General features: G+C 68.0%; 14 protein-coding genes. 12 read left to right on the plus strand and 2 right to left on the minus strand.

The window, feature by feature from the left end:
* The first annotated feature begins 1 nt into the window (after position 1).
* The 12 genes from Q5H94_RS00085 to Q5H94_RS00140 all read left to right on the plus strand — a co-directional run bounded on the left by Q5H94_RS00085 (position 2) and on the right by Q5H94_RS00140 (position 12,025).
* Positions 2 to 1,588, plus strand: coding sequence for a gamma-glutamyltransferase family protein (locus tag Q5H94_RS00085; protein WP_304558903.1), 1,587 nt, complete (start codon positions 2 to 4; stop codon positions 1,586 to 1,588).
* A 14-nt stretch (positions 1,589 to 1,602) separates the two neighbouring features.
* Positions 1,603 to 2,895: a Zn-dependent hydrolase gene (locus Q5H94_RS00090; protein WP_431312121.1), complete on the plus strand. Its 1,293-nt coding sequence runs from the start codon at positions 1,603 to 1,605 to the stop codon at positions 2,893 to 2,895.
* Between the two features lie 43 nt (positions 2,896 to 2,938).
* A complete protein-coding gene (locus tag Q5H94_RS00095) occupies positions 2,939 to 4,120 on the plus strand; it encodes a pyridoxal-phosphate-dependent aminotransferase family protein (RefSeq protein WP_304559732.1) in 1,182 nt (393 codons plus the stop codon).
* Between the two features lie 100 nt (positions 4,121 to 4,220).
* A complete protein-coding gene (gene puuE, locus Q5H94_RS00100) occupies positions 4,221 to 5,096 on the plus strand; it encodes an allantoinase PuuE (protein ID WP_304558905.1) in 876 nt (291 codons plus the stop codon).
* Positions 5,093 to 5,473, plus strand: a complete 381-nt coding sequence (hpxZ, locus tag Q5H94_RS00105) for an oxalurate catabolism protein HpxZ (RefSeq protein WP_304558906.1) — start codon at positions 5,093 to 5,095, stop codon at positions 5,471 to 5,473. The genes puuE and hpxZ overlap by 4 nt, the downstream gene beginning before the upstream one ends.
* Complete coding sequence (gene uraD / locus Q5H94_RS00110) at positions 5,470 to 5,928, plus strand: 2-oxo-4-hydroxy-4-carboxy-5-ureidoimidazoline decarboxylase (RefSeq protein WP_304558908.1); 459 nt, start codon at positions 5,470 to 5,472, stop codon at positions 5,926 to 5,928. The genes hpxZ and uraD overlap by 4 nt, the downstream gene beginning before the upstream one ends.
* Positions 5,925 to 7,331, plus strand: coding sequence for an FAD/NAD(P)-binding protein (locus tag Q5H94_RS00115; RefSeq protein WP_304558910.1), 1,407 nt, complete (start codon positions 5,925 to 5,927; stop codon positions 7,329 to 7,331). Before uraD ends, Q5H94_RS00115 begins: the two co-directional genes overlap by 4 nt.
* Positions 7,328 to 7,654: a hydroxyisourate hydrolase gene (uraH, locus tag Q5H94_RS00120; RefSeq protein ID WP_304558911.1), complete on the plus strand. Its 327-nt coding sequence runs from the start codon at positions 7,328 to 7,330 to the stop codon at positions 7,652 to 7,654. The genes Q5H94_RS00115 and uraH overlap by 4 nt, the downstream gene beginning before the upstream one ends.
* Before the next feature lie 101 nt (positions 7,655 to 7,755).
* Entirely contained in the window at positions 7,756 to 8,805 is a 1,050-nt protein-coding gene (locus Q5H94_RS00125) for an aromatic ring-hydroxylating oxygenase subunit alpha (protein WP_304558912.1), read from the plus strand.
* 115 nt (positions 8,806 to 8,920) lie between these two features.
* Positions 8,921 to 10,198: a guanine deaminase gene (gene guaD, locus Q5H94_RS00130; protein WP_304558913.1), complete on the plus strand. Its 1,278-nt coding sequence runs from the start codon at positions 8,921 to 8,923 to the stop codon at positions 10,196 to 10,198.
* Positions 10,195 to 11,322 carry a nucleoside hydrolase gene (locus tag Q5H94_RS00135; RefSeq protein ID WP_304558914.1) on the plus strand — a complete coding sequence of 376 codons (1,128 nt, stop codon included), beginning with the start codon at positions 10,195 to 10,197 and terminating at the stop codon, positions 11,320 to 11,322. Before guaD ends, Q5H94_RS00135 begins: the two co-directional genes overlap by 4 nt.
* A 7-nt stretch (positions 11,323 to 11,329) precedes the next feature.
* Complete coding sequence (locus Q5H94_RS00140; protein ID WP_304558915.1) at positions 11,330 to 12,025, plus strand: HAD family hydrolase; 696 nt, start codon at positions 11,330 to 11,332, stop codon at positions 12,023 to 12,025.
* Here Q5H94_RS00140 and Q5H94_RS00145 read toward each other — a convergent pair.
* Entirely contained in the window at positions 12,022 to 12,549 is a 528-nt protein-coding gene (locus Q5H94_RS00145) for a phosphoribosyltransferase (RefSeq protein WP_304558916.1), read from the minus strand. The genes Q5H94_RS00140 and Q5H94_RS00145 overlap by 4 nt on opposite strands.
* Positions 12,550 to 12,623: 74 nt before the next feature.
* Complete coding sequence (locus Q5H94_RS00150; protein ID WP_304558918.1) at positions 12,624 to 13,556, minus strand: LysR family transcriptional regulator; 933 nt, start codon at positions 13,554 to 13,556, stop codon at positions 12,624 to 12,626.
* Positions 13,557 to 13,642 lie beyond the last annotated feature (86 nt).

Below are 13,642 nucleotides of genomic sequence, written 5' to 3' on the forward strand. Positions count from 1 at the left end.
CATGAGCCTTGCGACCGTTCGCGGCCGGCACGGCATGGTGACCGCGCCGCACTTCCTCGCGGCGGAGGCGGGCTTAAGCGTGCTGCGCGACGGTGGCAATGCGGTGGAGGCGTGCGTCGCGGTCGCGGCTGCGCTGGCGGCGGTCTATCCGCACATGACGGGCATCGGCGGCGACGGTTTCTGGGTGATCCGCGAGCCGGCCAAAAACTCTCGGGGCCGGGTACATTCGGTGCATGGCTGCGGCGGGGCGGCGGCAAACCTGTCGCGCTATGTCGGGCTGACGGCGATGCCGACGCGCGGGCCGCTGGCGGCCTGCACGGTGGCCGGGACGATCTCGGGCTGGGAACGCGCGCTGGCGGAGACGGGCGGGAGCCTGCCGCTGGAACGCCTGCTGCGCGATGCGATCAGGCATGCGGAAAGCGGTGTGACGGTGACGGCGGCCGGAGCGGCGATCGCGGCGGCGAAGGGCGGCGAACTGCGCGACCAGCCGGGTGATTATGCCAAGGTGTTCGAGCCCGAGGGGCGGCCGCTTGCGAAGGGCGATCTGCTGCGCCAGCCGGCGCTGGCGGAGACGTTGCGGGCGCTGGCGACGGACGGGCTCGACGGTTTCTATCGCGGGCCGCTGGCGGAGGCGATCGCGGCCGATCTCGAAGAACTCGGCAGCCCGGTGACCTGGGACGACCTCGCCGCGCATGCCGCGACGCGGCCGGAGCCGCTCAAGGCGCCTTGGCTCGGCGGCACTCTTTATAATACGACACCCCCCACACAGGGGCTCGCTTCGCTGCTCATTCTGCTGATTTCTCAGCAAATTGGTGTCGTGCCGGAAAGCTGGCAATACGTGCATCTGATGGTCGAGGCGACAAAACAAGCCTTCATCGTCCGCGATCAGCACGTCGGCGATCCGGCATATATGTCGCTCGATCCGCAAGCGTTGCTGGACGATCCGGGTGCGATCCGTTCGATGGTGCAAGCCATGAACGGTGAGCGCGCGCTCCCCTGGCCGCAGCCGCCGCAATGGGGCGACACCTGCTGGTTCGCCGCTGCCGATGGCGAGGGCCGCGTCGTCAGCTGCATCCAGTCGACCTATTTCGAGTTCGGGTCGGGGCTCGTCCTGCCGAAGACCGGCATCGTCTGGCAGAACCGGGGGAGTTCGTTCCGCATCGCCGCCGATGGCTGGAACGCGCTGAAACCGGGGCGGAAACCCTTTCACACGCTCAACCCCGCGCTGGCGGAGTTCGATGATGGCCGGGTGATGGCGTACGGCACGATGGGCGGCGAGGGGCAGCCGCAGACGCAGGCGGCGGTGTTCACCCGCTACGCGAAGTTCGGCGTCGATCTGCAGGAGGCGATCAGCCGTCCGCGCTGGCTGCTCGGGCGGACATGGGGCGAGCAATCGACGACGCTCAAGATCGAGGACGGCTTCGCGCCCGAGCTCTACGCGGCGCTTGCCGAGGCGGGGCACGATGTCGAGCGCGTCGGGCCGCTGACCGCGACGATGGGCCATGCCGGCGCGATCGTGCGCCACGGCGACGGCGCACTGGAGGGCGCGACCGACCCGCGCAGCGATGGCGGGGTCGCCGCGTGGTAGGCGGGGAAAGGGCGGTGGCGCGCTGCGACGCGCTGGGCGTGGCGCCGTACAGCGACATGGCGGGCGGTCTGTATCGCGGCTACCTCACGCCTGCTTACGGTGCGGCGCAGTCGGCGCTCGGGGAGTGGATGGCGGAGGCCGGGATGGCGGTGCGGCTTGATCCCGCTGCCAACCTCATCGGCCGCTATGAGGGCGATGATCCGGCGTCTCCCGCGCTGCTGATCGGCAGCCATCTCGACAGTGTGCGCGACGGCGGGCGCTATGACGGGCCGCTCGGCATCATGCTCGGGGTGGAAGCCGTCGCGGCGCTTTCCGATGCGGGCAGACGAATGCCGTTTCCGATCGAGGTGATCGCGTTCGGCGACGAGGAAGGCTCGCGCTTTCCGGCTGCCATGCTGACCAGCCGTGCGGTGGCGGGAACGCTGGATGCGGTGCCCTTCGAGATGGCCGATCGTGAGGGCGTGACGCTGGAAGCGGCGCTTTCCGCACACCCACCGTTCGTCCTGAGCGAAGTCGAAGGACGTGCCGCGAATGCTGCGTCCGGGATACGTGCTTCGACTGCGCTCAGCACGAACGGATATTTGGGGGCCGCGCGCGCACCCGGCACAACGCTCGCCTATCTCGAGGCGCATATCGAGCAGGGGCCGGTGCTGGAGGCCGAAGGGCTGGCGATCGGCACCGTGACGGGGATCGCGGCGCAACTGCGCTATCAGGTGGTGGTGAAGGGGGTGGCGGGCCATGCCGGCACCGCGACGATGACGCTGCGCCGCGACGCGCTGGCGGGGGCGGCGGAGATGATGCTGGCGATCGAGGCGGTGGCGCGCGAAGACCTCTCGGATCTCGTCGCGACGGTCGGGCGGATCGAGGCGCTGCCGGGTGCGCCCAACGTCATCCCCGGCGAGGTGCGCTTCACCATCGACGTGCGCTCCGGCGACGCGGCGCGGCGCGACCGCGCGGCGGGGATCATCCAGCAGAAGATCGCCGCGATCGCCGAGACGCGCGGGCTGGATATCGCCATCGAACGCATCCACGATCTGCCCGCAAGCCCCTGCGACCCGGCGCTGATGGACCTGATGGACGAGGCCGTCGCCGCGACCGGGTGGAAACCGCGCCGGCTCGTATCGGGGGCGGGGCACGACGCGATGGTGATGGCGGCGCTGTGTCCCACCGCGATGCTGTTCGTCCGCTGCCGCGGCGGGATCAGCCACAATCCGGCCGAGCATGTCGAGCCGGCCGACGCCGAGATCGCGCTGCAGGTGATGCTCGGCTTCATCGAGAGACTGGGAGCTCGCTTTGGCAACGCCTGAACCGCCGTTCTTCGGAGAGATCGATCCGCCGCAGCGGCTGCTGATGGGCCCCGGCCCCGTCAACGCGCATCCGCGCGTGCTGCGCGCGATGTCGGCCGATCTGCTCGGCCAGTTCGATCCGGAGATGACCGGGTACATGAACCAGGTGATGGCGCTCTATCGCCCGATCTTCGGCACGCAGAACCAGTGGACGATGCTGATCGACGGCACCGCGCGCGCCGGGATCGAGGCGGCGCTGGTGTCGCTGACGGCACCCGGCGACCGCGTGCTGGTGGTGAATTTCGGGCGCTTCGGCCTGCTGCTGACCGAGATCCTGGGGCGGATCGGCGCGGTGATCGAAACGGTCGAGGCGCCGTGGGGCGAGACCGTGCCGCTCGAGGCGATCGCGGAGGCGATCGCGCGCGTGCAGCCGAAGGTGGTCGCGACGATCCACGGCGACACCTCGACGACGATGGCGCAGCCGCTCGACGGGCTCGGCGACCTGTGCCGGGCTGCGGGCGCGTTGCTCTATGTCGATGCGACCGCGACGATCGGAGGGATGGAGATCGCGAGCGACCGCTGGGGCGCGGATATCGTCACCGGGGGTTTGCAAAAGTGCCTCGGCGGGCCCTCGGGCTCCGCGCCCATCACGATTTCGGACGCCGCGGCCGCGCACATCTCCGCGCGCCGCCATGTCGAACGGGGCATCCGCCGCGACGATATCCGCGACGGCAACGGCGTGCGGATCGGCTCCAACTATTTCGATCTCGCGATGATCATGGATTACTGGTCGGAGAAGCGGCTCAACCACCATACCGAGGCGACCTCGATGCTCTACGCCGCGCGGGAATGCGCGCGCGTGATGCTGGGGGAGGGGCTGGCGGCGCGCTACGCCCGTCATGCGGCGGCGGGCCGGGCGATGACGGCGGGGCTGCGCGCGATGGGCCTCACCGTCTATGGCGACGACCGTTACCGCATGACCAACGTCACAGGCGTGCTGATCCCCGAAGGCGTGGACGGTGAGCGCGTCCGCACCGCGATGCGTGAGCATTTCGAGATCGAGATCGGCAGCGCCTTCGGGCCGCTGCAGGGCAGGATCTGGCGGATCGGGGCGATGGGATACAATGCCGCCAAGCATAAGGTGCTGCTGACGCTGAGCGCGCTGGAGGCGTGCCTGCGCAGCGAAGGTTTCAGCCTCCCGGCGGGCGAGGCGGTGACGGCGGCGATCGCTACGTGGGACGCATGAGGGCGTCCCCACCTCCGTTCGCCCTGAGCGAAGTCGAAGGGCATGCGGTGAGGTCGGGGCATGTGCTTCGACTTCGCTCAGCACGAACGGGATTTCGGCTGTGAGTGGAAGCCGCGACCTCGTCGGCTATGGCGCAAGCCCGCCCGATCCGCGCTGGCCCGGCGGCGCGCGCGTGGCGGTGCAGTTCGTCGTCAATTACGAGGAGGGGGCCGAGAACAGCGTCCTCAACGGCGATGCCGGATCGGAGGCGTTCCTGTCAGAGATGGTCGGCGCGGCGAGCCATCCCGCGCGGGCGATGGCGATGGAGAGCCTCTACGAATATGGCAGCCGCGCGGGGTTCTGGCGGCTGCACCGGCTGTTCACCGCGCGCGGCCTGCCCGTCACGGTGTTCGGCGTCGCCAAGGCGATGGAGGCGAACCCTGAGGCCGTCGCGGCGATGCTGGCGGCGGAGTGGGAAATCGCCAGCCACGGCCTGCGCTGGATCGATTATCAATATGTCGCCGAAGAGACCGAGCGTGCGCATATCGCCGACGCCATCGCGCTGCATACGCGGCTGACGGGGAGCCGACCGCTCGGCTGGTATCAGGGCCGCACTTCGCCCAACACCGCGCGGCTGGTCGCCGAAGAGGGTGGCTTCCTCTACGATGCCGACAGCTATGCGGACGACCTGCCCTATTGGGCGGGGACGCAGTTGATCGTGCCCTACACGCTCGACGTGAACGACATGAAGTTCGTGGCTCTGAACGGTTTCGACGAGGGTGAGGCGTTCTTCCGCTACCTGCGCGACACGTTCGATCAGTTGCGCGAGGAAGGCGGCCGGATGATGTCGGTGGGGCTGCACGGCCGCATCGCCGGCAAGCCCGCGCGGGCGCGGGCGCTGGCGCGGTTCCTCGATCATGTCATCGCGAGCGGCGACGCCTGGGTCGCGCGCCGCATCGATATCGCCCGCCACTGGATGGAGGTTCACCCGCAATGACGATCGACGATCCCGTGCTGCTCGCTGAGGTGACCGCCGCGTTCCACGCATACGAACGCGCGCTGATGGCCGATGACGTGCCGGCGATGGATGCGTTGTTCCACGATGCGCCGACCACCAACCGCTACGGCGTCGGCGAGGTGCTGTACGGGATCGAGGAGATCCGGGAGTTCCGCAAAGGCCGGGGCGGATCGCCGCAGCGCAGGCTCGGGAAGGTCGCGATCACCGTCTACGGAGACGCTTTCGCCACCGCCGACGCCGAGTTTTTCCGCGAGAACAGCGACCGGCGCGGGCGGCAGACGCAGGCCTGGGTCAAGTTTGCCGACGGCTGGAAGGTCGTCTCGGCGCACGTCAGCCTGGAGGGGAGCACGCATTGAGCGCTGCTCTGTTCGAACACTCGCCTTGGGTCGAGGAACGCGCCGACGCCGCGCCGTCGTCTGGCGACCGGCACGCAGACCTGATGGCAGTGCTGCACGCGGCAACGCCGGAGGAGCAACTCGCGTTGATCCGCGCCCACCCGGAGCTGGCGGGCAAGGCGGCGATCGACCGGACGCTGACCGATGCCTCCGCCGCCGAACAGGCCTCGGCGGGGCTCGACCGGCTGACGGCGGAGGAGTTCGCGGCATTTCACGCGCTCAATGCGGCGTACCGCGCGCGGTTCGACTTCCCTTTCATCATCTGCGTGCGGCTGACTGACAAGGCGGGGATCCTCGCGGCCATGGAGGCGCGGCTGGCGAACGACCGTGACACCGAGATCGCGACGGCGCTGGCGCAGATCGGCGAGATCGTGCGGCTTCGTTTGAAGGACTTGGGACTGGAGGCGGCGGTATGAGTCTGGCGGAGCTCGAGGCCGATCTGGCGCGGCAGCTGGCGCTGATCGGGCATGGCGGCGCGGACTGGACCCGGCCGCGTGCCGGCGCCTACGACGTGGTGATCGTCGGTGGGGGGCAGAGCGGGCTGGCGACGGCGTTCGGGCTGTTGCGCGAGCGGGTGTCGAACATTCTGGTGATCGACGAGAGCCCCGAGGGGTTCGAAGGGCCTTGGGAAACCTATGCGCGGATGATCACGCTGCGCACGCCCAAGGAGCTCACGCCGATCGATTTCGGCGTGCCCGCGCTGACGTACCGCGCGTGGTGGGAGGCGCAGCACGGCGCGGATGGATGGGCGGCGGTCGACAAGATCGCGCGCGGCGACTGGATGGCGTATCTGCGCTGGTATCGCCGCGTGCTCGACCTGCCGGTGCGCAACGACGCGAAGCTCGACCTGATCGAACCGATCGGCGGGGGCCTCCACAAATTGCACATCGCGGGGGCCGAGCCGATCCTCGCGCGGAAGGTCGTGCTGGCGACGGGCATCCAGGGCGGCGGCGAATGGCATGTGCCGCCGATGATCGCCGACGCGCTGCCGCCGCACCTCTATGCGCACACCAGCGCGGCGATCGACTATGAGAGACTCGCGGGCAGGCGGATCGGCATCCTCGGCGGCGGGGCCTCGGCGTTCGACAATGCCAATGCCGCGCTGACGCTCGGGGTGGGCGCGGCGCATGTCTTCATCCGCCGCGAACGTCTGCCGCGCATCAATCCCATTCGCTTCATGGAGCGGGTGGGCTTCACCGGGCGCTTCCCGGCGCTCGACGATGCGACCAAATATGCGGTGATGGCGAGCTTCCTCGGCCACAACCAGCCGCCGACCAACGACACGTTCGCGCGCGCGGCCGCCTGGCCGGGGTTCGAACTGCACCTCGGCGCGCCGTGGCTCGCGGTGCGCGAGGAGGGCGGCGCGGTGCGCGTGACGACGCCGCAGGGCGAGCATGACTTCGATTTCGTCGTGCTGTCGACCGGACTGATGAGCGACCCCGGCCTGCGCCCCGAATTGCGGCTGGTGGCGGATCACATCGCGCGCTGGGCCGATCGCTATACGCCGCCGCCGGGCGAAGCCAACGCGCTGATCGACGCGCATCCCTATCTCGGGGCGGGTTTCGAGCTGCTGCCACGCGACGGCGCGGATGCGGGCGCGCTGCACGGGCTGTTCGCGTTCAATTATTCGGCGCTCATCAGCCTTGGCTTGTCGGCGTCGGCGCTGTCGGGGCTGCAGACGGCGCTGCCGCGTGTGCTGCGTGGGATCACCGATCAACTGTTCCTCGACGATCGCGAAGCGCTGGTCGCCGATCTGATCGCCTATGACGAGGCGGAGTTCCTCGGCGAATGGCCGCGTGCGCGGGAGGCGGCGGAATGAGCAGCCTGTCGACGCATGTCCTCGACACGATGCACGGCCGCCCGGCGGCAGGCGTCGCCGTGCGGCTGACCGGGCCCGGCGGCGTGCTGTTCGAAGGCGAAACCAACGCGGACGGCCGCTGTCCGGGTATGCCTCCGCTTGAGCCTGGTAGATATCGGTTGGATTTTGCCGCCGGCGACTATTTCCGGGCGGCAGGCGTGGCGCTGCCGGACCCGCCTTTCCTGGATCTGGTAGGCATCGACTTCGGTATCGCCGATGCCGGCCACTATCATGTGCCGCTGCTGGTTTCGCCGTTCAGCTACTCGACCTATCGCGGAAGCTGACGCGCGCGCTTTTTTGCAACGGCGCGTGGAAATCAATGCGTTTGATCGCGCGGGATAATTCCCGCACGCATTTCCCATCACTTGCGGGAAAAGCACGCGACATGGCGACACACGCTGCGGAAATAGCCCTTCCGCGAAACTGCACCTTCGATGCCGACGACTGGCTGATCCTTGCGCGGCACTGGTATCCGGTCGCGCTGGTCCGCGAGATCGGCGAGAAGCCGCTCGGCACGCATCTGCTCGACCAGCCGATCGTCGTCTACAAGGCGGATGGCGAGATCGTCGTCGCGGCCGATATCTGCCCGCATCGCGGCGTGCCGCTCAGCCTCGGCACGCAGGGCGAGCATGGCGTGACCTGCGCCTATCACGGCCTGCGTTTCGGTGCGGGCGGCAAGTGCAACCACATCCCGGCGCATCCCGACCGCAACATCCCGGACCGGATGCGCGCGCAGACCTTTCCGAGCGTCGAACGCTACGGCCTCGTATGGACGTGCCTGCGGCCCGACGATCCGCTGTCGGCGGGCAATGCGCTGCCCGACATGCCGCATTGGGACGAGCCCGAGTTCCAGCAGATCGTCTGCCCGTGGATCGATATCTTCGGGTTCGCGGGACGGCAGATGGAGGGGTTCCTCGACGTCGCGCACTTCGCGTTCGTCCACACCGCGACCTTCGGCGACGCCAACAATGCCGAGGTGCCGGCCTATCAGGTGAAGCGCACCGATTATGGCTTCGACGCGGAATATTGGAGCACGGTCGGCAATTATCCGATCGGCGTCAGCCAGCGCGGCGTGCCTGATTTCAAATGGCTGCGGCACTTCCGCTGCTCGCTGCCCTTCACCGCGACGCTGGAGATTCATTTTCCGGGCAGCGACCGGCTGGTGATCATGAACGCGGCATCGCCGGTATCGGCCAAGGTGACCCGGCTGTTCGCGCCGATGGCGCGCAATTTCGACACGGACCTGCCGATCCAGGACGTTTATGACTTCAATGAGCGCGTGTTCCAGGAAGACAAGGCGATCGTGGAGGCGCAGATGCCCGAATGCCTGCCGCTCGACCCGATGGACGAGGCGCATATCCCGGCTGACATGAGTTCGATGGCGTATCGGCGCGGGCTGCGCGACATGGGGCTCAGTAGGTTTTTCACATCGTAGTCGTGTCGCCTGAACATATCCTCCCCACGCGGTTCGTCCTGAGCCTGTCAAAGGGCGCGTCCAGAACACGCGCTTCGACGTCGCTCAGCACGAACGGGGATATGAAGGCGGTTCGATGATCCGGGCCTTTCGCGGGGAATTGCTGTCGGTCGCGCGCGATCCGCGTGGCGATGCCGGGGCCGTGCGGCATGAGGCCGATGGGCTGCTCGTGGTCGAGGACGGGATCGTCGTCGCGCGCGGCGCTTACAGCGATCTGGCCGAGCGGTTCGCGGGCATGGCGGTGGAGGCATTGCCCGGCCTGATCGTGCCGGGCTTCGTCGATTCGCATGTCCATTATCCGCAGATGGACCGGATCGCCTCGCACGGCGAACAACTGCTCGACTGGCTCGACCGGCATATCTTCCCGGCGGAGAAGGCCTTTGCCGACCGCGCGCATGCCGATGCTGTGGCAGAGGCGTTTTTGGGCGAGCTGCTGCGCAACGGGACGACCAGTGCTTTGGTGTTCCCGACCGTCCACGCGCAGTCGGTCGACGCACTGTTCGAGGCGGCGCTCGCGCGGCGGATGCGGATCGTGTCGGGCAAGGTGCTGATGGACCTGGGGCCCGAGGGGCTCGCGGATACGGCGGAGACGGCGCGGGGCGAGAGCGAGGCGCTGATCGCGCGGTGGCGCGGGCGCGGGCGGCTCGGGTACGCGGTGACGCCGCGCTTCGCGCTGACGTCGTCGGACGCGCAGCTGGCCGTGGCGGGCGCGCTGGTGGCGGAGCATCCCGACGTGCTGATGCACACGCACCTCGCCGAGAATGTCCGCGAATGCGAGGCGGTGACCGACCGCTTTTCGTGCGATTATCTCGACGCCTATGATCGCTTCGGGCTGGTGACGGCGCGATCGGTGTTCGCCCATGGCGTGCATCTGACCGACCGCTCCTGCGTGCGACTGGAGGAGAGCGGGGCGGGAGTGGCGGTGTGTCCGAGCTCGAACCTGTTCCTCGGCTCGGGCTTCTTCGATTTCGGGCAGGCGGACCGGCACGGTTTCCGCACCGGGCTCGGCACCGATGTGGGGGCGGGGACGAGTTTCTCGATGCTGCATACCGCCGGCCTTGCCTATCAGGCGGCGCTGGCGCGGGGCGACCGGCTCGATCCGTTCCGCGCGCTGTATCTGGCGACGGCGGGGAGCGCGGCGCTGCTGCATATCGGCGACCGGGTGGGCGCGCTGGAGGTCGGGCAGGAGGCGGATTTCGTGGTGCTGGACGATGCCGCGACGCCGCTGCTGGCGCGGCGGACGGCGGAGGCGAGCCTGGCCGAGCGGCTGTTCGCGCTGCAGATTCTGGGCGACGACCGGGCGATCCGGCGGACCTACATTCTCGGAGACTGCGCGTGGGAGCGGGGCGCTTGAGGTGGTTGTTTCTGCTTCTGCTGCTGGTCGCGGCCCCCGCGCAGGCCGAGCGGCGCAAGGTCATCATCGATGACGAGGGCTTCGCGCTGATGCACCTGATGCACCTGATGCTGCTTGAGGATCCCGATATCGACGTGATCGGCATCACTACGGTCTCCGGCAACGCTTGGGCCAACCGTGCGACGGCGATGGTGCTGAAGGGGCTGGAGATTGCGCACCGCACCGACGTGCCGGTGGTGCAGGGCGCGACCTTCCCGCTGCTCAACTCGGAGGCGCTGACCGACCGGTGGGAGGCGCTGTACGGCAAGCTGACGTGGAAGGGCGCGTGGATGAAGGCGTGGGTCGAGCCCACGCAGCAGAGCACGCCGCCCTATTTCGGGCCGACCGATCCGGTCGATCTTCCCGGCGGCAATGCGAAGATCAAGCCAAGCGACGAGATTGCGGCCAATTTCCTGATCCGCATGGTACACAAATATCCGGGCGAGGTGACGATCCTGGCGGCGGGACCGCTGACCAACCTCGCGCTGGCGCAGCGGCTCGATCCGGCGTTCGCGGGGCTGGCGAAGGAGCTGGTCTATATGGGCGGAAGCCTCAACCCGCATCGGGTGCTGAGCGATCGTTCGGCGGCCGATTTCGCGCGCGAATACGGCAACACGCCGCGCCGCGAGTTCAACGCGCGCTTCGATCCCGAGGCGGCGAGCATCGTATCGCGTAGCCCTTGGCGGAAGATCATCATCGTTCCGGTAGATCCCTCCACCGCGACGCAGCGGAGCAAGGCGCTGCTGGCGCGGATGGCGAAGGTCACAATCCCCGATATCGCCAAATTCATCAAGGAGATGGAGCCGGGTTTTCCCCTGTGGGACGAGATCGCCGCCGGGGTGTGGCTCGATCCGTCGATCGTCACTGACCGCGAGACGGTGTTCGTCGATTATAACACGCAGTTCGGGCCCGGTTACGGTGATATGCTGTCATGGCGTGCGAGCTATCAGCCGGGCGTCGGCGAGCAGGCGGCCGAGGTGGTGCGCGCGGTCGCTCCGGCGAAGCTGGAGGCGCTGATGGTGCGGGTGATGGCGGCCGGGGCGAAGCGCGACGCGGCTTTATCGCGGGCCGCGGCTGCGCCATAGCGGGACCATGCCGATCGAGCTCATCTGCGTCGATGCCGACGATACCCTGTGGCACAATATGCGCTTCTTCAACGCGACCGAGAACGCGCTTGTCGCGATGCTGGCGCCGTTCGCCGAGACCGAGATCGCGCGCGAGGCGCTGATCGCATGTGAGACACGCAACCTGCCGCATTACGGCTACGGCGCAAAGGGCTTCACGCTGTCGATGATCGAGACGGCGGCGGAGCTGGCGGGCGACGCGCTGTCGCGGGAGCTGATCGCGGGGATATTGGAGGCGGGGCGGGCGCTGCTGGCGCATCCGGTCGAACTGTTCGACGGGGTGGCCGATACGCTGGCGCAGCTTGCCGCGCGCGGGCGGCTGGTGCTCGTCACCAAGGGCGACCTGCTGCATCAGGAGACCAAGCTGGCCGCGTCGGGGCTCGGCGATCTGTTCGGCGGGATCGAGATCGTCAGCGACAAGACGGCCGCCACGTTCGAACGCATCTTCGCGCGGTACGGGGTGATGGCGGAGGCGGCGATCATGGCGGGGGATTCGATGCGATCGGATATCCGCCCGGCGCTCGAGGCGGGGGCCTGGGCGGCCTATATCCCGCAAGACGGAGCGTGGGCGCATGAGACTGCGGCGGCGCCGGAGAAAAATGCGCGGTTCCGGCAGCTTGCGCGGCTGTCGGAATTGCCGGCGCTGATCGACGCGATTGGTTAGGCCAGCCGCTCCGGCACCGACAGCGCCTCTTCCACGATCGCGGTGCCCTTGCCCATCGCTTCCCACGGGAAGACGAACCAGCGCTTGTCCTCGGCGCGGTCGATCATGTTCGCCCAGTAATCGACCGCGGTCTTGGAGCGCTGATTGTTGAGCACCACGGCGAAGCGGAGGTTGTCCTCCTTGCAGCCGCTCTCGGCCAGCAGCTCGCGGATATAGGTGATGGTGCCCCCGGTGTCGTTGATGTCGTCCACGAAGAGGAGCCGCTCGCCGGCGGCGCTCTTGACCGCGACCTTGCGGAGCAGCTCGTCGGCGAATTCCTCGACCTTGGAGGAGTGATCGACCGACAGCATCGGCAGCGCCAGCTGGTGCGAGATGTAGACCGCCGGCACCAGCCCGCCGCGCCCCACGCCGACGACGAAATCGGGCTTCCATGTATCGGCCGCGATCTTCTGCCCCACGAGGCGCACATCGGCGACGAAATCTTCCGAGGTGATGTAGTGGAGCTGCGGGGCGTCGTTGCTCATGCGCGAATCCAGTCGGGAATCGATAAAGCGGCCCGGTTACCGGCTGCGCAGGCGTTCGGCAATTGGGCCGGCAATCAGGCTGGGGCCGCCTCGATCGAGGCGGGGTAGCCGAGCTGGCCGAAACCGTGCTCGATCTCCGCCAGCACGATGCCCGCCGCATAGGAGGGCGTGCGCGCCGAGGCGGTACACAGAGCGAGCGTCATCGGCCGCAGGATCGGGTCGGAGATGCGGGTGAATGACAGCAACCCGCGCCGCACCTCGGTGCTCACGTCGATCGAGGTGAGGATGCCGATGCCGACCCCCTGCAGCACCAGCGATGTGACCATCTGGATATTGTCCGACGTCACCATCTTGTCGAGCACGACGCCGGTCGTCCCCTCCAGCACGGCGATCTGGTGCGATACCGCCAGCGGTTCCGAGGGGACGATCAGCGCCGAACCGTTGCAGGCGGAAAAGCGCACCTCGCGCAGGCCGTCGAAGGCATGGCCGGGCGTGGTGAGGAAGCCGAGCACGACATCGACGAAGGCGCGAGCGGTCAGGCCGCGAAAGCTCTGCGGATCGAAGAAGATGCCGCAATCCACCTCTCCGTTCATGATCGCCTGCCGCACGGCATCGTTGTTCAGCACGCGCACGCCGATGGTGATGCCGGGATAGCGCTGCTGCAACGACTGGATCATGGCGGGGATATAGCCCTTGGCGAGCGCGTCGATCACCGCGATCTCGACATGGCCGCGTTTCAGGCCGCGCAGATCCTCGATCTGGGCGCGGACGTCGCTCATGTCCTTTCGCCAGCGGATGCCGGCCGACATCATGATCTCGCCCGCCGCCGTCAGCCTGAGGCCGGTGGGAAGACGCTCGAACAGCGGCATACCCAAATCCGCCTCGACGTTGAGGATCTGCCGGTCGATCGCCGAGGCCGACACATTGAGCTCGTCGGCCGCCTTGCGGATCGACCCGAGCCGCCCGACCGCCATGAAGTAGCGCAGGAAACGTGAAAAGGCTGGCATGGACCCACTCTATTTTTTGCAACGCAGCGTAGAGATCATTGCGTTTGATAGGGTCACGTCAAGCCCCTACGCCTTGCAAACGTCCA

Origin of the sequence: Sphingomonas immobilis, from assembly GCF_030580995.1 — a bacterium.
GTDB lineage: Bacteria > Pseudomonadota > Alphaproteobacteria > Sphingomonadales > Sphingomonadaceae > Sphingomonas > Sphingomonas immobilis.